Below are 21,664 nucleotides of genomic sequence, written 5' to 3'. Positions count from 1 at the left end.
TGTTGGTGGTGTTGCCGCTAGGCCATCGTCAGGCCGCCGCTGACCGACAGCGTCTGGCCCGTCACGTAGCCGGCGCTCTCGCCGGCGAAGAAGCAGACCGCGGCGGCGATGTCCTCGGGCGCGCCGAGGCGCTTCATCGGCACCGCGCGGACCATGGCCTTCAACACGGCGTCGGCGTCGTCGGCGGCGGCCATCGTCTCCTGGAGCATCGGCGTGTCGGTCGGCCCCGGGCAGACGACGTTGGCGGTGACGCCCTTGCGGGCGACCTCGCGCGCGATCGTCTTGGTGAAGGCGATGAGCCCGCCCTTGGCGCCGGAGTACACGGACTCCATCGACGAGCCGACGCGGCCCGCGTCGGACCCGATGTTGACGATGCGGCCGTAGCCGCGCTGGGTCATGCCGGGCAGCAGCAGGCGCGTGAAGCGCAGCGGCCCCTTGAAGTTGATGTCGATGACGCGGTCCCAGAACGCCTCGTCGGTGGCCATGAACGGCATCAGGTCGTCCCAGCCCGCGCAGTTGACCAACACGTCGACGTGGCCGAAGCGCTCCTCGGCCGCACGGACCGCGGCCTCGACGCTCGCGGAGTCCGCGACGTCGGCCTCGACCGCCAGGGCGACGCCCCCGCCCTCCTCGATCGCGCTGACCGTCTCCTCGGCCTCGGCCTGCCGGAGATCTACGATGACGACCTGGAAGCCGTCGGTGGCGAGCCCCGCCGCGATGGCGCGGCCGATGCCGCGTCCCCCACCGGTGACCAAGGCTGTGCGCGCCACTGCGCCTGCGCCGTTTCCGCTCATGCGGCGGACTCTACAGCATCCGTTAACGATCGTTTTGTCATCCGGCTATCACCGCGCAGTGAAAGGCCATTCGGACTAGCACGGCATGTGAACGGTCGTTTATAGTCGGCGTCATGAGGGTCGAGCTTTCCGACGAGCAGGAGTTCCTCCGCGACGCCGTCGCCGGGGTCGTCGCGCGCGACGCCGCGCCGAGCGCGGTGCGCGCGTGGGCGCAGGCGCGCGCGAGCGACGCGGCGCACGCGCTGGCCGTCCGGCAGGGCTGGACGGGCATCGGCGTCGACGAGGATCGCGGCGGCCAGGGCGGCGGCGTGATCGAGCTGGCCGTGCTCGCCGAGCAGCTCGGCCGCGGCGCCGTGCCGTGGGATCGGACGCTGGCCGCGATCCTCGCGGCGCGGCTGCTGTCGGCGAGCGACGCGGAGGCGGCGACCGCCCTGGCGGAGATCGCCGCCGAGGGCGCGCGCGGCGTGGCGCCGGCGATCGACGGCCGCGTGCCGCTGACCGCCGCGTCCCCGTCCCTGCGCGTCGCCGGCGGGCGGGTGACGGGCGCGCTGCGCCATGTCCTCGCGGCAGGCGAGGCGGACACGCTGGTGCTCGCGGTCGCGGGCGACGAGGACGGCGCGGTCGCGCTGTACGCGGTCGCGACGGAGGCGGACGGCGTCACGGTCACGCCGCGTGCGCTGGTCGACGGCACGCGCTCGCTCGCCGACGTCGTCTTCGCGGACGCGCCGGCGGAGGCGCTCGGGACGATCCCGGCGGAGGCGCTGGTCGCGGTCGGGCGGGCGGCGGCCGTCGCGCTGGCGGCCGACGCGCTCGGCGCGGCCGAGGCGTTGTTGGACATGACGGTCGCCTACGTCAAGGAGCGCCAGCAGTTCGGGGTGCCCGTCGGCTCGTTCCAGGCGGTCAAGCACGGCGCGGCCCAGATGCTCGTCGACGTCGAGGGCGCGCGGGCCGCGGTGCACTACGGCGCGTGGGCGGTCGACGCCGGCAGCGAGGACGCGGGCGCGCACGCGGCGGTGGCCAAGGCCCAGGCGTGCGACGCGGCGTTCCGCGTCGCCGACAGGGCGCTCTTCCTGCACGGCGCGGTCGGCTACACGTGGGAGCACGACCTCCAGTTCGCGTTCAAGCGCATCAAGAGCGACCGGCTGCTGCTCGGCTCGCCCGACGCGCACCGCGACCTGCTGGCCGCCGAGCTGCTCGCGGCCGCGTGAACGCCGCCGCGCTCGCCGCGTTCGGCGGGCCGGAGGCGCTGGCCTTCGGCGAGCGGCCGGACCCGGTCGCGCCGCCCGGCTGGGCGGTCGTCGAGCTGCGCGCCGCGGCGCTCAACTGGCACGACGTGCTCGTGCGCCGCGGGCAGTACGACGTCGCGCTGCCGCGCGTCCCCGGTGCCGACGGCGCGGGCGTGCGGCGCGACACCGACGAGGCGGTGGTGATCCTGCCGTCGCTGCATTGGGGCGAGGACGACCGCTTCCCCTCCCCCGCGTTCGAGATCCTCGGCGACCACACCGACGGCACCTACGCCGAGCTGGTCGCGGTCCCGGAAGTCAACCTGATGGCCTTGCCGTCCGGGTGGTCGTGGGAGGAGGCCGCCGCGCTGCCGCTGGCGGGCCTGACCGCCTACCGCGCGCTGTTCACGCGCGGTGGCCTGCGGGCGGGCGAGACCGTGCTCGTGCTCGGCGCGGGCAGCGGCGTGTCGACCATGGCCATCGCCTTGGCCGCGCTGGCCGGCGCGCGCGTGCTGGTGACCTCCTCGTCGCGCGCGAAGATCGAGGCCGCGCGCGAGCTGGGCGCCGACGGCGGCGCCCTCTACACGCGGGACGGCTGGCCGGAGGAGATCCGGGCGCTGACGCCGGGCGGCCGCGGCGTCGACCTCGTCATCGACTCCGCCGGGACCTGGCCGCAGGCGCTGGCCGCGCTGGCCGGCGGCGGGCGGCTGGTCAACTTCGGCGCCACCGCCACGCCCGACGCGACCGTCGAGCTGCGCCGCTTCTACTTCGGCCAGCACACGATCCTCGGCACGACGATGGGCTCGCCGCGCGACTTCGCCGGGCTGCTGGCGCTGCTCGCCGAGCATCCGACCTGGCGGCCGCTGGTCCACGCGACCTACCCGCTGGACCGCGCCGCCGACGCCCACGCGGCGCTGGAGCGGCGCGAGCACATCGGCAAGTTGGTGCTGTCGGTCTAGGGCTGCGGCGGCGCGGCGCCCGCGAAGCGCTCGCGCAGCCGGTACTTCAACACCTTGCCGCCGACGGTCTCCGGCAGCGCGTCGACCGTGAACACGAGCTTCGGGGTCTCGTAGCCCGCCAGGCGCTGCCGGCAGAACGCGATCAGCTCGTCGGCTTCCAGCGCCGCGCCGTCGGCCAGGACGACGACCGCCGCGATCAGCTCGCCCCACTTCGGGTCGGGCACGCCGATGACCGCCGCGCGCGCCACCGCCGGGTGCTGCAGCACCGCGCCCTCGACGCGCTGGCTGGAGACGTTCTCGCCGCCGGTCTTGACCACGTCCTTGTAGCGGTCGACCATGATCTGCTGGCCGTCGGGCTCGTAGCGGCAGCTGTCGCCGGAGTGAAACCAGCCGCCGTCGAACGCGGCGCGCGTGGCGGCCTCGTCGCGGTAGTACCCGGCGGCCAGCGCGGGCCCGCGGTAGACCGCCTCGCCCGGCACGCCGGGCCGGTCGCGCAGGTCGTTCATCGCGTCGTCGACGACCCTGGCGGCGATCACCGGCGTCGGGCCGCCGACGTGGTTGACCGTCCCGCGCGAGGCGGCGACCTTCTCGGGCCACTCGTCGGCCCAGAAGCGGAACGAGGACATCGACTCGGTCTGGCCGAACACCTCGACCAGCCCGAGGTCGTCGCCGGCCAGCGCGCGCAGCCGCGCGACGAGGTCCGGGTGCATCGTCGCCCACGAGTAGAGCGCGACGGTCAGGCTGCTCAGGTCCGCGGCGGCCGGGTCGGCCTCGGCGGCGTCGGCGACGGCGGTCAGCAGGATCGGCGAGCCCGCCCACAGCGCCGTGGCGCGCTCGCGCGTGACCGCGCCGACGATCCCCGCCGCGTCGGGCCGGCGGCCGACGATCGCGGTGCCGCCGCCCAGCCACGCGCTGAAGACCGCCGCGTGGTGGCCGCAGTGGTAGACGATCGGCAGGAAGCTCAGCGCGCGGATCTGGTTGGGCCGCAGGACGCCGCGGTGGTAGCTCAAGGTGTAGGTGTGCGTCGCCATGTAGGAGTACATGTGCGTCGTCATCACCGCCTTGGGCATCGACGTCGTGCCCGACGTGAAGGTCAGCGACCACACGTCGTCGGCGTGGATGGGCGGCGCGGCGACCTCGGGCTCGGCGCTCGGCTGCCCGGCGATCCACTCGGCGAAGCGGACGCTGCCCGCGGGCGCGTCGCCCTCGCCGATCGGGATCGTCACCGCGGGCTCCAGGCCCGCGGCCGCGAACGCCTCGGCGCCGCGCGCGTAGAGGCCCGTGTCCACGATCGCGAGGCGCGCCTCGACGTGGCCGATCGCCCACGTGAGGACGTCCGGCGCCATCAGCGGGTTGACCGGCACCGCGACCAGGCCGGCCTTGGCGATGCCGATGAGCGTCAGCACCGCCTCGACCGAGTTGTCGCAGTACAGGATCACGCGGTCGCTGCGCCGCAGGCCGGCGGCCAGCAGCGCGTTGGCGACCTGGTTGGCGATCGCGTCGGCCCGCGCGTAGGTCACGCGCGCGAAGGCCGGGTCGCCGTAGGCGCCCTCCCAGCCGATCAGCGCCTCGCGGTCGGGCGTGTGCCACGTGACGCGCTCCAGGAGGTCGCCGACCGCCAGCCGGTTGTAGCGCTCGTCGGCGCGCCGTCCGTGCAGGCTCGTGACGTCGAACGCGGGCATCGGCGTGGCCCCTAGCCGAAGCGCGGCGGTCGCTTCTCCAGGAACGCGGCGATGCCCTCGGCGGCCTCGCCGTCGGTGAAGAGCCCGTGCTCCAGGCGCTCCTCGCGCGTGAGGCCCTGCGGAAGCGGGACCTCGAAGGACACGTCGACCGCGCGGACGACCGCGTGCAGCGCGGGCTGGGACATCGTCCGCAGCTCGCGCGCCAGCGCCAGCGCGTGCGCCTCGGCCTGCCCGTCCTCGACGAGCCGGTCGATCAGCCCGATCGCCTGCGCCTCCTGGGCGCCCACCTGACGCGCGGTCAACATGATGTCCAACGCGCGCCCGCGGCCGACCAGGCGCGGCAGGCGCTGCGTGCCGCCCGCACCGGGGATCAGCCCCAGCTTGACCTCGGGGAGGCCGAACGTCGCGCGGGCGCTGCCGACGCGCATCGTGCACGCCATCGCCAGCTCCAGGCCGCCGCCGAGGGCGAGGCCGTCGATCGCGGCGATCGACAGGCGCTCGGGGGAGGCGAGGCGGTTCAGCGGGGCGCGCAGCGCGCGGCCGTAGGCGGAGAACGCCTCCGCGTCGATCGACCCCATGTGCTTGATGTCGGCGCCCGCGGCGAAGAAGCCATCCAGGCGCGAGGCGATCACCATCACCTTGATGTCGGGGCGCGCGTCGGCGTGGTCCAGCGCCGCGGCCAGGCCGTCGATGAGCGGCAGGCCGAGCGCGTTGGCCGGCGGGCGGTTCAGCGCGATCGTCAGGATGCCGTCGTCGGCGTCCTCCCAGGTGACGACCGCGTCGGAGCCCGCGGCGACCGGCGTGGAGGCGGCCTCAGGCATCGTGCCACTGCACCGGGCCGGCGGTGAGCAGGTGGCTTCCGAGCGGGCGGCCGAGCACGCGCTGGACGTCGCGGCTCGCCTCCAGCAGCGCGGCCAGGTCGACGCCGGTGTCGACGCCCATCTCGTGCAGCATGGAGATCAGGTCCTCGGTCGCGATGTTGCCGGTCGACCCGGGCGGGACCGGGCAGCCGCCCAGCTCGCCGAAGCTCGACTCGAAGCTCGTCACGCCGGCCTCCAGGGCGGCCAGCGCGTTGGCCAGCCCCTGGCCGCGCGTGTTGTGGAAGTGCGCGGTCAGCTCGACGTCGGGCAGCTCGTCCAGCGCCCGCTCGTAGAACGCGCGGACCTGGCGCGGGTTCGCCATCCCGGTCGTGTCGCCGAAGCTGATCTCCCGCGCGCCGGCGGCGGCCATCGCCCGTGCCAGCTCGATCACGCGCTCGGGGTCGACATGGCCCTCGTAGGGACAGCCGAACGACGTCGCGATGCTCGCCAGCGGGCGCAGGCCCGCCTCGGCGATCTGGGGCAGCAGCGCCTCGACCGTCTTCAGCGAGTCGGCGATCGGCCGGTTGATGTTCTTCTGGTTGTGGGTCTCGGACGCGCTGAGGAAGACGATGACCTCGTCGAAGCGCTCCTTGTGCGGCAGCGCCGCCTCCCAGCCGCGCTGGTTGGGGACCAGCACGGCGACGTCGACGCCGTCGGGGATGGAGATGCCCGCCAGCACCTCGGCGCCGTCGGCCAGCTGCGGGATGACGTCCGCGCGGACGAAGCTGCCGACCTCGACGCGACGCAGGCCGGTGCGGGCCAGGGCGTCGATCAACCGGATCTTGTCCGGCGTCGGGATCGCCTCGGGCTCGTTCTGGAAGCCGTCGCGGGGACCGACCTCGCGTACCCGCACCCGGTCCGGCAGATCCACGGAACCAGTCGTTGCCATGCGCGCACACTAGCACCACATGTGAACGATCGTTTACTCTCGTCGCATGCGGCGCACGATCTTCACCGACGAGCACCAGGCGCTTCGCGAGACCTTCGGGTCCTATCTCGATCGCGAGGTCGCTCCGGTCTATGACGACTGGGAGCGGGCGGGGCTGATCCCGCGCGAGGTCCTGCGTCAGTGGGGCCGGCTCGGCTTCCTCGGCCCGGCCGTCCCCGCCGAGCACGGCGGCGCCGGCGCGGACGACTTCCGCTTCAACACGGTGTTGTTGGAGGAGGCCGCGCACCGTGGCTTCATCGGCGTCGAGATGGCGCTGTCGGTCCACAGCGACGTCGCCCTCCCCTACGTGCTCGAGCTGGGCACGCCCGAGCAGAAGGAGCGCTGGCTGCCGGGCCTGGCCAACGGCGACCTGATCGCCGGCATCGCGATGACCGAGCCGTCGACCGGCTCCGACGTGGCGGGCATCGGGACGCGCGCCCGCAAGAGCGACGGCGGCTACGTCGTCTCCGGCGCCAAGACCTTCATCTCCAACGGCATCAACGCCGACGTGATCGTCACCGCCGTGCGCACCGGCACCAGCGGACGGCCGAGCGACATCAGCCTGGTGATGATCGAAGACGGCATGCCGGGCTTCTCGCGCGGGCGCAACCTCGACAAGCTCGGCTCGCACTCGCAGGACACGGCCGAGCTGTTCTTCGACGAGGTGCCGGTGCCGCGCGAGAACCTCCTCGGCGAGGAGGGCCGCGGCTTCGCCTACCTGATGCAGAACCTCGCGCAGGAGCGGCTGGCGATCGCGGTCGCGTCGATCGCCGCCGCGCGCGGCGCGCTGGCGCGGACGCTCGACTACGTCAAGGAGCGCACCGCGTTCGGGCGGCCGGTCGGCACGTTCCAGAACTCGCGCTTCAAGCTGGCCGCCTGCCACGGCGAGGCGCAGGTGACGACCGCGCACGTCGACGCCGCGATCGACGCGCACGTCCGCGGCGAGCTGAGCGCCGAGGACGCGGCGGTCGCCAAGTGGTGGGCGACCGAGGCCCAGGGCCGGATCATCGACGCCTGCCTCCAGCTGCACGGCGGCTACGGCTACATGATGGAGTACCCGATCGCCCGCTCCTACGCCGACGCGCGGATCAAGCGGATCCTCGGCGGCACGAGCGAGATCATGTTGGAGTTGGTCGGGCGCTCGCTGGGGCTGGCCGAGCCGCGCCCATAGGCGGCGGCGCCCCGGGGCCGATCCCCCACCAGGCCTACGCCTGCTCGGTGGGCCGCACGATGACCTCGTTGACCGCCACGCGGCGGTCGCGGGTCACGATGTAGGCGATGGTCTGCGCGATGTCGTCGGCCTCCAGCGGCTCGACGCCCGCGAACATCCTCTCGTAGCGCTCCTGGGTCTCGGGGCGCTGGTGGCCGAACAGCTCGGTGGTCGTCACACCCGGGCCGACGACCGAGACGCGCACGTGGCGCCGGGTGACCTCCTGGCGCAGCGACTCCGAGAACGCGTGAACGCCGAACTTGGTGGCGTTGTAGACCCCCGCGCCGCGGTTGGCGAAGCGGCCGGCGATCGAGCTGATGTTGACCAGGTCGGCGCAGCGGCGCGGCTCCCGCTCGGCGGCGGCCAGCAGGTGCGGCAGCGCGGCGTGCGACACGTACAACAAGCCGTTGACGTTGATCGCGACCATGCGGTCCCACTCCTCCAGCGGCGCGTCGACGATCGGGCCGTTGAGCATCGCGCCGGCGTTGTTGACCACGACGTCGAGGCGGCCGCCGAGCCCGTCGACCGCTCGCCGCACGGCGTCCGCGGCCCGCGCCCGGTCGGTGATGTCGGCCTCGATCGCCAGCGCCTCGGCGCCGGCGCTCTCCAGCTCCCGCGCCAACGCGGCGAGCCGGTCGGCGCGGCGCGCGACGAGCGCCACCGCGGCGCCCTCCGCGGCCAGCGCGCGGGCCGTCGCCGCCCCGATGCCGGAGCTCGCGCCCGTGACCAGGGCCACGGTCCCGTCCAAACGCTGGGGCATGCCGGTGAACCTAGGGCCACGAGCCACGCGCGGCAGGCCGCGGACGCCCGGCGCGTTGGAGGGTTCTCCAATCGGATCGGCGCATCGCGTCCTCGGGGGCGGCGACGCTCCAGGGCTCGATCGCGCCGCTCACCGCAGCAGCTGCGCCCGCAGCGCGTCGAGCGTCGCGTCCTCGACGCCGATCGCGGCGAGGTAGCCCGGGATCGAGCCGTGCGCCTCGCGGATCCACGCCAGCAGCAGCTCCATCGCCTCGGCGGGGGCCTGCATGAACGCGGGCGGCTGGGCGACCATCGCGCCGGAGGGACGCGCCTCGCGCGCCCGGGCGCGGATGCGCTCCACGCGCTCCTTGGAGAGGTGGTAGTCGGCGACGATCGCGTCGTCCTCCACCCCGAGCGCGCCGAGCGTCAGCGCGGCCAGGACGCCGGTGCGGTCCTTGCCGGCGGCGCAGTAGAAGACGGCGGGCAGCCCGTCGGGCCGCGCGAGCAGGCCCAGCGCGGTGGCGATCGTCGGCGCGCCCTCGTGCAGCATGTCGCGGTAGCGGTCGCGGAGGAAGTCGTGCGGCGTGGCGATCGCGGCGGCGTCGGTCAGGTCCCAGATCCGCTCGATCATCGGGAGGTGGTGGAACGTCGTGGCCAGCGGCTCGAACGGGAACGTGCCGGTCGCGCGGACCTCGCCGTCGGTGCGCAGGTCGATCGCGGTGGTGAGGCCCAGCTCGCGGACCGTCTCGAGGTCGGCGCCGTCGAGCCGGTGGAGGGCGGCGCCGCGGAAGAGGCGCCGCCAGCGCACGACGCGGCCGTCGCGGGTCGGGTAGCCCCCGAGGTCGCGCAGGTTGAACGTGTCGACGAGCGCGATGTCGCGCATCCGGACCTCCTTGGCTGGCGCCATGTGTGAACGATCGTTAGCATACGCGACATGGAGATCTCGGCCGACGCCTTCGGCGACCCGCTGGTCACGCGCGACGCTCCGGAGCTGCCGGATCGCTTCTTCGACCGGTTCGTGTTCAACCTCCATCCGCCCGCCGACGGGCCGACCGAGCCGTCGGTGCTGCTGGGCTTCGGCGTGCACCCGCGCAAGGACGTGGCGGACGGGTTCGTCATGGTCACCGCGGGCGGCGTCCAGCGCAACCTGCGGTTCTCCACCGAGTTGAGCGCGACCGCCGGCGACGGCGCCGGGCCGGTCTCGTTCGCGGTGGTCGAGCCGATGGCGACCTGGCGCCTGGTGGTCGGGCCGAACCCGACGGGCGTCGAGCTCGACGTCGTCTGGCGCGCGACCGGCGGCGCCTGGCACGGGCCGGTCCACGTCACCCAGGGCGACGTCGCGACCGCGGCCTTCGACCACCTCTTCCAGCCCGGCCGGTACGTCGGCCGCCTGACGATCGACGGCGTCGAGACGTCGGTCGACGGCTGGTGGGGCGTGCGCGACCGCTCGCGCGGCGTGCGCACGATGTCCGGCGGCCAGGGCCTGCACCTCTGGTACCAGGCGGAGTTCGAGGACCGCGCCGTGGGCTTCCTGCTCGTCGAGGGCCGCGACCACTCGCGCCTGCTGCTGGAGGGCGGCGTCATGCACGCCGACGGCGGCGTCGACCCGATCGCCGACGTCGGCCACGACCTCGAGTTCGACGCGCAGCTGGACCTCGTCGGCGGCCGCGTCGAGGTCGTGACCGCGTCCGGCGCGCGGTACGCCATCGACGCCGACGCGCGCGCGGGCGGCGGCTACATGGCCGGCGCCGGGTACGGCGGCCACCACGGCAAGGTCGTCGGGCGCGACCACGTCGAGCACGACACCTACACCTTGGACGGCGGCGTCACGCCCAAGACGGTCGACACGTCGCTGACCGACCGCCTCACGCGGTTCTCCTGGGACGACCGTCCCGGCATCGGCATCTTCGAGTTCGCGCTGACCCGGAGCCGCTCCTACACCTACGCGCCGACGCCCCGCCCGTGAGCGCCGGCAGCGAACGCTGCCGGCGCCACGAGCGCGACCGGACCTACTTCGAGCAGGCCCCCGTCCCCGCCGGGACGACGTTCGCCGGGTCGAGGCTCTTGACGACCTTCCACTCGAAGCCGCCGCCGGGCTTGGCCTTCACCTGCCCGACGTACCACGGGCGCTCGAGCGTGTTGGAGGCGTTGAACTTCGTCGCGCCCATGATCGTGTCGTCGAAGGTGCCGCCGGTCAGCGCGGACCGCAGCGCGTCGGGAGCGGTGGAGTGGGCCTTGGCGACCGCGTCGCGCAGGACCTCGGCGGCGAGGTAGGCGTTGGCCTCGTCGTAGTTGGGCTCGCGGCCGTACTTGGCCTCGAAGCCCTTGACGAACGCGGCGTTGGCCGGGTTGTCGGCCTTGACGTCGTAGATCTGCGAGTCGTAGAAGCCGGCGGCGGGCTGCCCGATGCCGTCCCAGTTGATGTCGCTGACCATCGAGTAGCCCATGCGGACCTTCAACTGCCCCAACAACCCGAACTGCTTGGCCTGCGTGAGGAACGTCGAGGAGCCCGAGCCCGAGATCATCCCGAACATGCCGTCGGCGCCGCTGCTCTTGATCTGCGTGATCGCCGAGCCGAAGTCGGTCGTCGCGATCGGGACGTAGACGGTCTTGACGACCTGCGCCCCGGCGGCCTTGACCGCCTTGGTGATCGCCGCCGCCGCGGTGTGCCCGGTGCTGTAGTCGTACAGGATCAACGCGTACTTCTTGGCGGGCAGCGTGCCCGCCATCGAGCCGACGCCCTCCACCTGCGAGGACGTGCTCGGGATGAAGTGGAACGCCCGCGAGCTGCAGTTGTCGCCGGTCAGCGCCGCGTCCGAGCCGCTCGTGTTGAGGTAGAGCGCGCCCATCCCGGCCAGCTGGGCCTGCGTCGCGCCGACCTCCGCCGACGTGACCATCCCGGTGATCACCTTCGCGCCCTTGGACACCGCGGCGCGCGCGGCGCGCGTGCTCACCGCCGGCGTCCCGTCGGTCACGTTCTTGACGATCTCCAGCTTGTGCCCGTCCATGCCGCCGTGCGCGTTCATCTCCGCGGCCGCGTACTCCCAGCCCTTCAGGATCGACGACCCCAACTCGACCAGCGGCCCGCTCGACGGCGTGACGACCCCCACCTTGATCGGGCTCGACGACGACCCGCCGCCCCCGCCCCCGCTCCCGGCCGCCGAATCCGAGCCGCTGCCGCATCCGGCGCCCGCGGCGAGCAGCGTGCATCCCGCGACCGCGCCGAGCGCTCGCGACGTCTTCCTCCCCAACATGTCTCTCCTCCTGGGTTGACTCTGGTCCTACAGGTCCGTCACGGCGCCATCGGCAGCGCCTCGCCCACCGTGGGCGGGACGCGCACGCCGCGCAGGTCGTCGAGCGCGAGCAGCGCCGCGCCATAGGCGCCGGAGATCTGCGGCTCGTCGGGCACCGCGACCTCCAGCCGCAGCGCCTCCGACAGGAACCGCACCAGCGCCGCGTTCTTGGCCACCCCGCCGGTCATCACGACCGGCTCGCGCGGGCCGACCTGGGCGACGAGCCCGACCGTCCGGGCCGCGACCGCGCGGTGCACCGACGCCGCGATGTCCGCGATCGCGGCGCCCTGGGCGAGCAGCGAGATGACCTCGGTCTCGGCGAACGTCGCGCACATGCTCGACACCGCCACGGCGTCCGAGCCCTCCAGCGCCAGCCCGCCGATCGCCTCCAGATCGACCTCCAGCGCGCGCGCGAGCACCTCGAAGAAGCGTCCGGTGCCGCTCGCGCAGCGGTCGTTCATCGCGAAGCGGTCCACGAAGCCGTTCTCGTCCACGGCGATCGCCTTGCTGTCCTGGCCCCCGATGTCGATCACCAGCCGCACGCCCGGCCACAGCGTCGCGGCGCCGCGCGCGTGGCAGGTGATCTCGGTGAACGACCGGTCGGCGTCGGCGATCAGCCGCCGTCCGTACCCGGTGCTCACCATCCGGCCGATCGCGTCGGCGTCCAGGCCGGCGTCGGCCAGCGCCCTGTCCATCGACGCCTTCACGCCGACGCGGCTCACCGCGCCCATCCGCAGGACGCTGGTGGCCACCGGGCGGCCGTCGGCGTCCAGGATGACCGTCTTGGCGGTGGTCGACCCGAGGTCGACCCCCATCACATGGTCGGCGGACACGGCGCTGCGCTCGCTCAGGCGGCCATCCGCCGCACGTCGATGGCCTCCAACATGGCCTCCAGCCGGCTCTCCAGCACCTCGTCCTTGTAGTAGGAGTCGTCGGCGACGTCGCCCTCGAAGAACATCGTCTGGATCCCGAGCTCGCGCTGCGCCGCGGTGGCGAGCACGTGCTGCGGGTTGGCGAACGCGCGGCACGTGCGCGTCGCGTGGAAGACCGCGCCGTCGACGCCGTAGTCGGCGCAGTCGCGCAGCATCAGCTCCTCCAGCACGTGCGACCCGTGGTTGGTCGGGCACAGCAGGTAGTGCTGGGCCATGCCGAGGATCGGGTCGTCGGGGTCGATCAGGTGCGGCTCCTGCCAGAACGCGTTGTGCGTGTACCGGCCGACGACGACCGCGGCGTCGTGCTCGGCGAACTTGTTGGCCAGCCACCCGAGCCGGTTCCAGTTCATGATGCCGTCGAAGTAGAGGCGGTAGCGCTCACCCGGCAGGGCGGCGGTGCCGTCCTGGAGCCGCTGGGCGATCTCGTCGCGCACGCCCTGGAAGTAGTCGACCAGCGCCTGGTCGCCGGGCAGGAAGTTGATCGGCGCGATGCTCGCGATCCAGTCCCAGTAGGTGGCGGGCGTCGGCGCGCCCTTGCACAGCTCCATGCCCTCGCGCCGCAGCTCGGCCGCGCGCTTGATGTAGCCCATGGACTCGCGCAGCTTGTCCCAGTCGAACGGCCGGCCGGTCATCTGCTCCAGGAAGCCGATCAGGTCGTGGAGCTGGCGGGCGACGTAGCGCGACGCGTTGTCCCACTCGCGCCCGCGCAGGTAGCCGGCGTCGGGCTTGGCCGCCCACAGCATCGGCAGCGACACCTTGAACAACGGCACGTCCTTGCCGAAGACGCGGAAGGAGATCTCGTCCCACTGCTGGCCGGTGCTGCAGCCCGCGTAGGCGTTGACGAAGAAGTCCGGCGACGGCAGCTTGGACGCCAGGACCTCCTGGTCGACCATCCCGACCACGCCGCTCTGCTCGGACTCCTTGCCGCGCTGGGTCAACACCGCGCAGCCGAGGTGCGTGCGCGCGTAGGAGCACAGCTCGCCGACGTACCCGTACTCCTCCCCCGCCAGCTGCGCCGGGCCCTCCAGGTGCTGGGCGGCCAGGCGCGCGGAGAACGCCTCGCCGTGGCACCACTCGATCCCGGCGGCCTGGAAGATCGGGTTCAGCGCGGAGCCGTTGTACCAGACGACCTGCGCGCCGCGGTCGGGCGCCGTGAACAGGCGGTCCCAGTACTCCTTGACCATGGCGCCGGCCGCGCGCGTGCTCTGCAGGCGGTTGGGCTTGGGCTTGCTGACGACGTCGAGGGACATGCGGATGCGGCTCCCGGGGAGTGAGGTGGACGGGTCAGGCCGGCGCGCCGGCCGGCACGAGGTCACGGTCGCGGCGGACGCGCTCCAGCAGCGTCTCGACGCGGGTGCGGAAGGCTTCGAGCGGCAGGCCCTCGTGCTCGGTCTCGACCAGCAGGTGCGGGACGGCGCGCGCGTCGAGGGCCTTGCGCAGCTCGGGGTAGTAGAGCATGTGCGGCTCGCAGAACTTGGCCATCAGCACGATGACCGCCTCCGCCCCGCTCGCGGCCAGCGCGTCGACGAGGTAGTCGTCCCAGTCGACGTCGCGCTGCACGCGCGTCGGGCACGGCACGGTGACGTTGCGGTCCTGGTACCAGGCGGCGAGCGCGGCGAACGGGTCGCCCTCGGCGGCCACGTCGGTCGAGATGTAGCGGAACCCGTGGTAGAGGTCGTCGTCGACGACGACCGCCCCGCACTCCTCGATCGCGTCCAGCAGCGCGGGCTGCGGCGCCTGGCAGAAGTGGCCGGACAGGTGGACGCGGATGCGCTCGGGCGCGGCGCCGGCCGCGTCGACGAGGTCGTCGCGGATCGCCTCCAGGACCTCGGTGTGGCGCGCCTTGTCCATCACCATGCTCGACTTGACCAGGGCCTGCATCTGGGACGCGGTCAGCGGCGCGCGCCCGCCGCGGCGCAGCGCGTGGATCTCGCGCAGCAGCGCGCGGTTGCGGTTGAACAGCGCGATGCTCGCGGCGAGGTCGTCGTCGGCGATCGGCCGACCGGCGATCGCCTCGAGCTGCTCGCGCATGTCGCCGACCTGCTCGCGCACCTGCTCGCCCGTCCACGGCTCGTCCATCGACGGGACGAGCTGGGCGTACAACATGGGCCGGCCGTCCAGCCGCGAGCGGACGCCGTCGGCCGCGCCGAGCAGCTGGATGCAGTGGTCGACGAACAGGAAGCCGTCGAAGACGTCGAGCTGGCCCTTGGCCGCCTGGTCGGCCAGGCTGCGCGTGTAGCCGCAGTAGAACTCGAACATCAGGTTGCGACCCTCGGTGATCGCCTCGCGGCTCTCCTGGACGACGACGGGCAGCATCCCCGCGGCATGGACCAGCTCGGCCGGGAAGTTCATGGGGAACGACCCGATGACCTTGCGGTCGTGCTCGTCCTTCCAGCGCTGCGCGTAGCCCTGCGGGTCGTCGGCGATCGCCTCCAGCCCCGCGATCGCCTCGGTGGTCCGTTCCAACATATGACGCAACTGTAGACCTCATCTCGAATTGCGTCAAATGATGTCCTCGGTCGGCCGGGCGCTCCGCGCGTGCGGCATGATCCGGGCCATGGCCTCCGCGTCCGAGTCCTCCGCCGCCGTGGCGCCCGGCGCGCACGACAGCGCGCGGTCGACGCTGTTCACGATCCTCGCCGAGCTGGTGCACGCCGACGGCCGCCCGGTCTGGACCGCCTCGCTGCTGCACGTCCTGCGCGCCGCCGGCTACACCGAGCAGGCCGCGCGCCAGGCGATCGCGCGCGGCTCGGCGGCGGGCTGGATGGTCGGCGAGCGGACCGGTCGCCAGACGCGCTGGTCGGTCGCCCCCGCGTTGGCCCGCGCGTTCGACGCCGGCCCCGAGCGCGTCTTCGCGCTGAGCGCCGGCGACGGCGACTGGGACGGCCGCTGGCTGGTGCTGTTCATCTCGGTGCCCCAGGAGCAGCGCACCGCGCGCAAGCGGCTCTACGGCGCGCTGCAGTGGGCGGGCCTGGGCAACCCGACGCCGGGCCTGTGGCTGACGCCGCACACCGACCGCGCCGACGAGGTCGCGGCGGTCATCGACGAGGCCGGGCTGCGGGCGTCGGCGGTCTCGTTCGTCGGGTCGCTGGCCGAGATCGGGCTGACCGAGGCCGAGATCGTCGAGCGGGCCTGGGACCTCGACGCGGTCGCGGCCAGCTACGCGGCCCTGCTGGCGCGCTTCGGCGACCTCGACCCCGAGCCCGGCGACCCGCTGCTGCTGGCCCAGCTGGAGCTCAGCGGCGCGATCCGGCACGTCCCGTTCGTGGACCCGCAGCTGCCCGAGGCGCTGCTGCCCGGCTGGATCGGCCGCCGCGCGATGCGCCGGCTGCGCGAGGTCAACGCGGCGTGGTCGCCGGCCGCGCACGCGCGGTGGCGCGAGATCGTGGACGAGACGTCGCCGGGCGCCTGAGGCCTCCTACGCCGCCGAGATCCCGCCGTTCAGGCTGATCGCCTGACCGGTGAGCTTGGCCGCGGCGGGGCTCGCGAGGTAGAGCACGAGCGCCGCCATGTCGTCGGCCTCGACGACGCCGAGGTGGGCCATGGCCTTGGCCTTCTCGAAGATCCGCGAGCCGAACGGGCTCTCCAGCGCGCGCCGGCCCGCCGGCGTGTCGCCGATCAGCGACGGCGTGAGGACGTTGACCCGCACGCCGTCGCGCTTGGCCTCCATCGCCGCGGCGCGCGTGAACATGACGATGGCGGCCATCGCCGCGCCGATCACCGACTCGCCGACGGTCGCGACCTTGGCGGCGTCGGAGGCGACGTTGACGATGCAGCCGCCCCGCTGCGCGCGCATCGCCGGCAGCGCGGCGCGGGTCATCAGCATGGGCGGCAGCGCGAGATCGGTGAGCGTCGGCGCGAGATCCTCCAGCGCGAGGTCGACGAGCAGGCTCGGCTGCGCGAGGCTGACGGTGGAGTTGACCAGGACGTCGAGCGTGCCCAGGCGCGCGGTCGCCTCCTCGACGGCGCGCGCGGCCGCCGCCGGGTCCCCGGCGTCGACGGCCACGTAGTCGACCGCGGCATCGGGCGCGACCGCGCGGACCGCCGCGCACGCGGCGGCGCCGCGCCGCGCGTCGCGCCCCATCAGCACGAGCCGCGGCACGCCGGCCTCGGCCAGGCGACGCGCGGACGCCAGGCCGACGCCCGAGGTCCCGCCGGCGATCGCCACCCCGCTCTCGGCCAGCTCGCGCACCGTGATCCCGTCCCGCTCCATGTGGGCCCTCCTCCTCCGCACGATCGAATGGATCACAACATTTGTGATCAAGTCTCTGCGAGTGTAATATGTCGGCCGTCGGCGAGACGCACCGCGAACGGAGGAGACCAAGCGCGATGACCCCTCGACTCACCGAGTCGTTCTGGCCCGCCCGCGGCGACGCGCCGCCGCGACGACGCACGATGGCAGAGATGCTCGACGCGGCCGTCGCTCGACGTCCGGACGCGGCCGCGCTGGTCGACGGCGCGGCGCCCGAGCGCCGGCTCACCTACCGCGAGCTGGACGAGCGCGCGCGCCGGATCGCCGCCGTCCTGCTCGAGCGCCTCGCGCCCGGCGACCACCTCGCGCTGTGGGCGCCCAACAGCATCGACTGGGTCTGCGTGCAGTTCGGCGCCGGGCTGGCCGGCGTCGTCCTCGTGACGGTCAACCCCGCCTACCAGCGCGACGAGCTGCGCCACGTGCTCGTCCAGTCGCGGGCGCGGATGCTCGTGCACGCCGAGGAGCACCGCGGGCGCGACCTGGCCGCGGTCGCCGCCGGCGCGGCGGAGGGCGCGGCGACGGTGGAGCACGTCGAGGCGCTGGCGGCGCTGCTGGCGCGGGCCGACCGGACGGCGCCGCTCGCGGTCCTGCCCGCGGTCGCGCACGACGCCGTCGCGCAGATCCAGTACACGTCGGGCACGACCGGCGTCCCGAAGGGCGCGATGCTCACCCACGGCGGGATCGCGGTCGCCTACACGCAGGTCGCGCGCGGCGCGGGCGTGACGCCCGACGAGCCGCCGACGTGGATCAACGCCATGCCCTTGTTCCACTGCGGCGGCGCCGGGGTGGCGACGATCGGCACGGTCTCGCACGCGGGCACGCAGGTGGTGATGCCGGCGTGGGACGCCGGGACGTTCCTGGCGCTGGCCGAGGCCGAGCGCGGGACGATCACGCTCGCGGTGCCGACGATGCTCGTCGGGCTGCTGGAGCACCCGTCGCGGGCGGGACGCGACCTGCGCTCGCTGAGCACGATCCTCACCGGCGGCGCGACCGTGCCGCGCGACCTCGTCCTGCGCGTCGAGCGCGAGCTGGACGCGCGCGTGCTGATCACCTTCGGCCAGACCGAGTCGCACGGGACGATGTGCATGACGCGGCCGGGCGACGCGGTCGACGACATCGCCGCGACCGTCGGCTACCCGCTCGACCACGTCGACGTCCGGATCGCCGATCCCGACACCGGCGCGACGCTGCCGATCGGCGCGCTGGGCGAGATCCAGGTCCGCGGCGGCCAGGTGATGTGCGGCTACCACGCCGACGAGGAGGCCACGGCGGCGGCGATCGACCCGGACGGCTGGCTGCGCTTCGGCGACCTGGGCACGATGGACGAGCGCGGCTACCTGCGGGTCGTCGGGCGGCTCAAGGACATGATCATCCGCGGCGGCGAGAACATCTACCCGCGCGAGATCGAGGACGCGCTGATCGCGCACCCCGACGTGTCGGAGGTCGCGGTCGTCGGCGTGGCCGACCCGACCTGGGGCGAGGAGGTCGCGGCGGTCGTGCGGCCGGCGCCGGATCGCGACGCGCCGCTGGACGTCGACGTCCTGCACGCCTTCTGCCGCGAGCGCCTGGCCGGGTACAAGTGCCCGCGGCTCTGGTACGTCGTCCCGACGTTCCCGGCGACGCCGTCGGGCAAGGTCCAGAAGCACCGGCTGGCGGACATGATCGCCGCCGGCGACCTCGAGCCGGTCGCGTCCTATCAGCGCCCGCCGCGCGCCGCCGACACCGCGCAGGTCGGCTGAGTGCCCGGCGTCCTGGACGGGACCCGCGTCCTCGAGCTGGCCGGGATCGGCCCCGGCCCCCATGCGGCGATGCTGCTCGCCGACCTCGGCTGCGACGTCGTGCGCGTGGAGCGCCCGACCGCCGCGCCGGCGGCGGTCCCCGCGGAGCAGGACTACGTGCTGCGCAACCGGCGGTCGGTCGGGGCCGACCTGAAGGACCCGGACGACCGCGACATGGTGGTGTCGCTCGCCGACCGCGCCGACGTGCTGCTGGAGGGCTACCGACCGGGCGTGGCGGAGCGGCTCGGGCTCGGGCCCGACGTCCTGCTGGAGCGCAACCCGCGCCTGGTCTACGGCCGCATGACCGGCTGGGGGCAGGACGGACCGCTGGCGCGCGTCGCCGGCCACGACATCAACTACCTGGGGCTGACCGGCGCGCTGGCGATGATCGGCCGGGAGGGCGAGAGGCCGCTGGCGCCGCTCAACCTCGTCGGCGACTACGGCGGCGGGTCGCTCTACCTCGTGATCGGGATCCTCGGCGCGCTGCTGGAGCGGACGCGCTCGGGACGCGGGCAGGTCGTCGACGCGGCGATGGTCGACGGCGTCAGCTCGCTGATGGCCATGTACTGGAACATGGTCCAGCACGACGCGTGGACGCTGGACCGCGGCACGAACACGACCGACGGCGGCGCGCCGTTCTACGACACCTACGCGTGCGCCGACGGCCGCTTCGTCGCCGTGGGCGCGGTCGAGCCGCAGTTCTACGCGGCGTTGTTGCGGGTGCTGGGGCTGGACGGCGAGTCGCTGCCGGCGCAGATGGACCGCGCCGGATGGCCGCGGGTGCGCGCGCGGTTGACGGAGGTCTTCGCGACGCGCCCGCGCGACGCGTGGACCGAGGCCTTCGCGGGCGTCGACGCCTGCGTCACACCGGTGCTGGCGCTCGACGAGGTGTCCGACGACGCGCACCTCGCCGCGCGCGGGACGATCGCGGTGGCCGACGACGGCGAGCGCCTGCCCGCCGCCGCGCCGCGCTTCTCGCGCTCGGACGCGCCGCCGGTCCGCGCCCCGAGCGCGCCGGGGGCGGACACGGCGGCGGTGCTCGCCGACTGGGGAACCAGGGCCCGAAGCTGAGGCGCCCAGGCCGCGCGCGGCCGGGCCGGCACATTCGTCGCCCATCCTACTATCGGAAAGACGACGTTCCACGGGCGGAAGAGATAGCCTGCCGGGTCATGGCCGTGACCTGGAAGCCCGGTGCAGGCGAGTACACCGACATCCGCTACGAGCTCAGCGGCGACGGCATCGCGAAGATCACGATCAGCCGCCCGGAGGTGCGCAACGCCTTCCGGCCGCACACGCTCGTCGAGGTCGGCGACGCGCTGACGCACGCGCGCGAGAACGGCGACGTCGGGGCGATCATCCTCACCGGCGAGGGTCCGGACGCGTTCTGCTCGGGCGGCGACCAGAACGTCCGCGGCGACACGGGCTACGTCCCGGAGGGCGCGAAGGTCGGGCGCTTCCACGTCACCGACCTGCAGGTCCAGATGCGGCGGCTGCCCAAGCCGATCGTCGCGATGGTCGCGGGCTACGCGATCGGGGGCGGGCACATCCTGCACCTGTGCTGCGACCTGACGATCGCCGCCGACAACGCGCGCTTCGGCCAGGTCGGGCCGCGGGTCGGCTCCTGGGACGGCGGCTTCGGCGCCTCGCTGCTGCGCGACCTCGTCGGCACCAAGAAGGCCAAGGAGGTCTGGCTCCTGTGCCGCCAGTACGACGCCCAGCAGGCCTTGGACATGGGGTTGGTCAACGCGGTCGTGCCGCTGGAGCGCCTCGAGGAGGAGACCGTCTCCTGGTGCCGCGAGATGCTGAGCCTGTCGCCGTTCGCCCTGCGGCTGGTGAAGTCGTCGTTCCACGCTCACGAGGACGGCTACGCGGGGATCCAGCAGCTGGCCCACGACGCCAACCTGTTGTTCTACGCGTCGGATGAGGCCAAGGAGGGACGCGAGGCCTACATGGCGAAGCGCGCTCCGGACTTCTCGCGGTTTCCCCGGCGACCCTAGGCCCGCCCCACCCCGTCCAGATGCCGTTCCAGCACGTCGGCGGTCGCGTGCGCCGGACGGTCGGCGCGGAGGATCGCGTGGCGCGCGGCCGGGATCTCGTCGCGCGTCGTCCACCGGGCGCGCAGGCGCGCCGCGATCTCGGGGCCGGCGTCGGAGGCCGCGCGCGCGAGCGCGGCCGCTGCCAGCTCGCGCTCAAGGCGGCGGATGGCGACCGCCTGCGCCCGGCCCAGCCTCGCCGTCGACCGTGTCAGCCGACCACTGGAGCAGGAAGATGTCGACCGTTCCCCATACCGCCTCCTCCGTCGAAGGCGCCGCGCCGCCCTCGCCCGCGTCGAAGGCAAGGTCGCCGATGGCGCCGCCTACTGGCTGGTGCCGGCCGGCACCTACATCACCTTCGGGTTCTTGTGGTACTTCTCGGCCAAGGAGAAGCTCCTCGACCAGAACGGCCACATGCCCGCCGGGTTGGCCAAGGAGCTCAAGGGCAGCTTCCTGGCGTCGGTGCCCGGCCTGAACGCGGCGTGGCTGCTGCTGGGGATCATGGAGGCGATCGGGTTCGTGCTCGTCGCCGCCGGCCTCCTGGCCGGCGAGTTCCTCCCCGCCCGGCGCAAGCCGCTGTTGCTGACCGGCCTGGGGTGGTCGATCTTCACCTTCGCCGCGATGGCGGCCGCCAACGACGTCGTCGGCGACTTCAGCACGGTCGCCGAGCTGTTCACCTCCTTCACCGGCACGGTGCTGGTGATCGCGCTGGTCCTGCTGATGCCGCCCTACCGCGAGCGTCACTGGCTCACGCGCTTCACGGACCGCTAGGCAGCTCGGCCGTCGCGCCCGGGCACGACCGCTCGCCTCGCGGCCGCGCCATGCCCGTCCACTCCGCCCATCCGCCGCAGGCCGTCGACCCGAGGCGTCGGTCGACCGGCTGCTCGCCGATCTCTCCAGCCGGCGCGACGGGCTGACCTCGCGCGAGGCGCGGCGGCGCCGGTCGCCGCCGCCGGCGCCGGGCCGCTGGAGGGCACGCTCA

20 protein-coding genes are annotated in these 21,664 nt (G+C 73.7%); 9 read left to right on the top strand and 11 right to left on the bottom strand.

What is annotated here, in order from left to right; translation table 11 throughout:
• Nucleotides 1-17: 17 nt before the first annotated feature.
• Nucleotides 18-770 carry an SDR family NAD(P)-dependent oxidoreductase gene (locus VFG42_RS14010; protein WP_324909354.1) on the bottom strand — a complete coding sequence of 251 codons (753 nt, stop codon included), beginning with the start codon at nt 768-770 and terminating at the stop codon, nt 18-20.
• Nucleotides 771-907: 137 nt separating this feature from the next.
• On the opposite strand from VFG42_RS14010, the gene VFG42_RS14005 reads away from it, so the two are divergent.
• Both VFG42_RS14005 and VFG42_RS14000 read left to right on the top strand, forming a co-directional pair.
• Nucleotides 908-2,002 carry an acyl-CoA dehydrogenase family protein gene (locus VFG42_RS14005; RefSeq protein ID WP_324909353.1) on the top strand — a complete coding sequence of 365 codons (1,095 nt, stop codon included), beginning with the start codon at nt 908-910 and terminating at the stop codon, nt 2,000-2,002.
• The gene (locus VFG42_RS14000; protein ID WP_324909352.1) at nt 1,999-2,976 is read left to right on the top strand and encodes a zinc-binding dehydrogenase; all 978 of its coding nucleotides are present in this window, start codon (nt 1,999-2,001) and stop codon (nt 2,974-2,976) included. The genes VFG42_RS14005 and VFG42_RS14000 overlap by 4 nt, the downstream gene beginning before the upstream one ends.
• Here VFG42_RS14000 and VFG42_RS13995 read toward each other — a convergent pair.
• Genes VFG42_RS13995 through VFG42_RS13985 form a run of 3 tightly spaced genes read right to left on the bottom strand, consistent with a single transcriptional unit; the run spans nt 2,973 to nt 6,389 of the window.
• Nucleotides 2,973-4,658 (bottom strand): AMP-binding protein, encoded by a 1,686-nt coding sequence (locus VFG42_RS13995; RefSeq protein WP_324909351.1) that lies wholly within the window; start codon nt 4,656-4,658, stop codon nt 2,973-2,975. The two genes, VFG42_RS14000 and VFG42_RS13995, sit on opposite strands and share 4 nt — an antisense overlap.
• 11 nt (nt 4,659-4,669) lie before the next feature.
• Nucleotides 4,670-5,479 (bottom strand): enoyl-CoA hydratase/isomerase family protein, encoded by an 810-nt coding sequence (locus VFG42_RS13990; RefSeq protein ID WP_324909350.1) that lies wholly within the window; start codon nt 5,477-5,479, stop codon nt 4,670-4,672.
• Nucleotides 5,472-6,389, bottom strand: a complete 918-nt coding sequence (locus VFG42_RS13985; protein ID WP_349260417.1) for a hydroxymethylglutaryl-CoA lyase — start codon at nt 6,387-6,389, stop codon at nt 5,472-5,474. The genes VFG42_RS13990 and VFG42_RS13985 overlap by 8 nt, the downstream gene beginning before the upstream one ends.
• A 64-nt stretch (nt 6,390-6,453) precedes the next feature.
• On the opposite strand from VFG42_RS13985, the gene VFG42_RS13980 reads away from it, so the two are divergent.
• Nucleotides 6,454-7,617, top strand: coding sequence for an acyl-CoA dehydrogenase family protein (locus tag VFG42_RS13980; RefSeq protein ID WP_324909348.1), 1,164 nt, complete (start codon nt 6,454-6,456; stop codon nt 7,615-7,617).
• A 34-nt stretch (nt 7,618-7,651) separates the two neighbouring features.
• Here the strand turns inward: VFG42_RS13980 and VFG42_RS13975 are convergent, their stop codons facing one another.
• Both VFG42_RS13975 and VFG42_RS13970 read right to left on the bottom strand, forming a co-directional pair.
• On the bottom strand, nt 7,652-8,416 hold the full coding sequence (locus tag VFG42_RS13975; protein WP_324909347.1) for an SDR family NAD(P)-dependent oxidoreductase: 765 nt from the start codon (nt 8,414-8,416) through the stop codon (nt 7,652-7,654).
• A gap of 129 nt (nt 8,417-8,545) precedes the next feature.
• Nucleotides 8,546-9,301, bottom strand: a complete 756-nt coding sequence (locus VFG42_RS13970; protein WP_324909346.1) for a tyrosine-protein phosphatase — start codon at nt 9,299-9,301, stop codon at nt 8,546-8,548.
• A gap of 27 nt (nt 9,302-9,328) precedes the next feature.
• Between VFG42_RS13970 and VFG42_RS13965 the strand changes: the two genes are divergently transcribed.
• The gene (locus tag VFG42_RS13965; protein ID WP_324909345.1) at nt 9,329-10,360 is read left to right on the top strand and encodes a DUF7064 domain-containing protein; all 1,032 of its coding nucleotides are present in this window, start codon (nt 9,329-9,331) and stop codon (nt 10,358-10,360) included.
• A 43-nt stretch (nt 10,361-10,403) separates the two neighbouring features.
• Here the strand turns inward: VFG42_RS13965 and VFG42_RS13960 are convergent, their stop codons facing one another.
• The 4 genes from VFG42_RS13960 to VFG42_RS13945 are packed head-to-tail and all read right to left on the bottom strand — an operon-like array spanning nt 10,404 to nt 15,088.
• A complete protein-coding gene (locus VFG42_RS13960; protein WP_324909344.1) occupies nt 10,404-11,648 on the bottom strand; it encodes an ABC transporter substrate-binding protein in 1,245 nt (414 codons plus the stop codon).
• A 38-nt stretch (nt 11,649-11,686) separates the two neighbouring features.
• Nucleotides 11,687-12,502 (bottom strand): acyl-CoA dehydratase activase, encoded by an 816-nt coding sequence (locus VFG42_RS13955; protein ID WP_349260422.1) that lies wholly within the window; start codon nt 12,500-12,502, stop codon nt 11,687-11,689.
• Between the two features lie 32 nt (nt 12,503-12,534).
• On the bottom strand, nt 12,535-13,869 hold the full coding sequence (locus tag VFG42_RS13950) for a 2-hydroxyacyl-CoA dehydratase family protein (RefSeq protein ID WP_324909342.1): 1,335 nt from the start codon (nt 13,867-13,869) through the stop codon (nt 12,535-12,537).
• 34 nt (nt 13,870-13,903) lie between these two features.
• A complete protein-coding gene (locus VFG42_RS13945; protein ID WP_324909341.1) occupies nt 13,904-15,088 on the bottom strand; it encodes a 2-hydroxyacyl-CoA dehydratase family protein in 1,185 nt (394 codons plus the stop codon).
• 88 nt (nt 15,089-15,176) lie between these two features.
• Here VFG42_RS13945 and VFG42_RS13940 point away from each other — a divergent pair, with 88 nt between their 5' ends.
• Nucleotides 15,177-16,031, top strand: a complete 855-nt coding sequence (locus VFG42_RS13940) for a PaaX family transcriptional regulator C-terminal domain-containing protein (protein WP_324909340.1) — start codon at nt 15,177-15,179, stop codon at nt 16,029-16,031.
• A gap of 6 nt (nt 16,032-16,037) precedes the next feature.
• Here the strand turns inward: VFG42_RS13940 and VFG42_RS13935 are convergent, their stop codons facing one another.
• Nucleotides 16,038-16,832 carry an SDR family oxidoreductase gene (locus VFG42_RS13935; protein ID WP_324909339.1) on the bottom strand — a complete coding sequence of 265 codons (795 nt, stop codon included), beginning with the start codon at nt 16,830-16,832 and terminating at the stop codon, nt 16,038-16,040.
• 191 nt (nt 16,833-17,023) lie between these two features.
• Here VFG42_RS13935 and VFG42_RS13930 point away from each other — a divergent pair, with 191 nt between their 5' ends.
• The 4 genes from VFG42_RS13930 to VFG42_RS13915 all read left to right on the top strand — a co-directional run bounded on the left by VFG42_RS13930 (nt 17,024) and on the right by VFG42_RS13915 (nt 21,453).
• Nucleotides 17,024-18,610, top strand: coding sequence for a class I adenylate-forming enzyme family protein (locus VFG42_RS13930; RefSeq protein ID WP_324909338.1), 1,587 nt, complete (start codon nt 17,024-17,026; stop codon nt 18,608-18,610).
• Nucleotides 18,611-19,720, top strand: coding sequence for a CaiB/BaiF CoA-transferase family protein (locus VFG42_RS13925; RefSeq protein WP_324909337.1), 1,110 nt, complete (start codon nt 18,611-18,613; stop codon nt 19,718-19,720).
• 98 nt (nt 19,721-19,818) lie between these two features.
• Entirely contained in the window at nt 19,819-20,646 is an 828-nt protein-coding gene (gene menB / locus VFG42_RS13920; RefSeq protein ID WP_324909336.1) for a 1,4-dihydroxy-2-naphthoyl-CoA synthase, read from the top strand.
• Between the two features lie 369 nt (nt 20,647-21,015).
• Nucleotides 21,016-21,453 carry a hypothetical protein gene (locus VFG42_RS13915; RefSeq protein ID WP_324909335.1) on the top strand — a complete coding sequence of 146 codons (438 nt, stop codon included), beginning with the start codon at nt 21,016-21,018 and terminating at the stop codon, nt 21,451-21,453.
• The last annotated feature ends 211 nt before the right edge of the window (nt 21,454-21,664 follow it).

Origin of the sequence: Baekduia sp. (genome assembly GCF_035685985.1) — a bacterium.
Taxonomy (GTDB): domain Bacteria; phylum Actinomycetota; class Thermoleophilia; order Solirubrobacterales; family Solirubrobacteraceae; genus Baekduia.
Note: the sequence above shows the minus strand (reverse complement) of the source record. Positions and strands in the feature narration are given on the sequence as shown.

What these genes read in the sequence shown, in the direction of transcription:
- VFG42_RS14005 (WP_324909353.1), top strand. Translation starts at nt 908, where the DNA reads ATGAGGGTCGAGCTTTCCGACGAGCAGGAGTTCCTCCGCGACGCCGTC.
- VFG42_RS13995 (WP_324909351.1), bottom strand. Translation starts at nt 4,658, where the DNA reads ATGCCCGCGTTCGACGTCACGAGCCTGCACGGACGGCGCGCCGACGAG.
- VFG42_RS13990 (WP_324909350.1), bottom strand. Translation starts at nt 5,479, where the DNA reads ATGCCTGAGGCCGCCTCCACGCCGGTCGCCGCGGGCTCCGACGCGGTC.
- VFG42_RS13980 (WP_324909348.1), top strand. Translation starts at nt 6,454, where the DNA reads ATGCGGCGCACGATCTTCACCGACGAGCACCAGGCGCTTCGCGAGACC.
- VFG42_RS13975 (WP_324909347.1), bottom strand. Translation starts at nt 8,416, where the DNA reads ATGCCCCAGCGTTTGGACGGGACCGTGGCCCTGGTCACGGGCGCGAGC.
- VFG42_RS13970 (WP_324909346.1), bottom strand. Translation starts at nt 9,301, where the DNA reads ATGGCGCCAGCCAAGGAGGTCCGGATGCGCGACATCGCGCTCGTCGAC.
- VFG42_RS13965 (WP_324909345.1), top strand. Translation starts at nt 9,329, where the DNA reads ATGGAGATCTCGGCCGACGCCTTCGGCGACCCGCTGGTCACGCGCGAC.
- VFG42_RS13960 (WP_324909344.1), bottom strand. Translation starts at nt 11,648, where the DNA reads ATGTTGGGGAGGAAGACGTCGCGAGCGCTCGGCGCGGTCGCGGGATGC.
- VFG42_RS13955 (WP_349260422.1), bottom strand. Translation starts at nt 12,502, where the DNA reads ATGGGGGTCGACCTCGGGTCGACCACCGCCAAGACGGTCATCCTGGAC.
- VFG42_RS13950 (WP_324909342.1), bottom strand. Translation starts at nt 13,869, where the DNA reads ATGTCCCTCGACGTCGTCAGCAAGCCCAAGCCCAACCGCCTGCAGAGC.
- VFG42_RS13945 (WP_324909341.1), bottom strand. Translation starts at nt 15,088, where the DNA reads ATGTTGGAACGGACCACCGAGGCGATCGCGGGGCTGGAGGCGATCGCC.
- VFG42_RS13940 (WP_324909340.1), top strand. Translation starts at nt 15,177, where the DNA reads ATGGCCTCCGCGTCCGAGTCCTCCGCCGCCGTGGCGCCCGGCGCGCAC.
- VFG42_RS13935 (WP_324909339.1), bottom strand. Translation starts at nt 16,832, where the DNA reads ATGGAGCGGGACGGGATCACGGTGCGCGAGCTGGCCGAGAGCGGGGTG.
- VFG42_RS13930 (WP_324909338.1), top strand. Translation starts at nt 17,024, where the DNA reads ATGCTCGACGCGGCCGTCGCTCGACGTCCGGACGCGGCCGCGCTGGTC.
- menB (WP_324909336.1), top strand. Translation starts at nt 19,819, where the DNA reads ATGGCCGTGACCTGGAAGCCCGGTGCAGGCGAGTACACCGACATCCGC.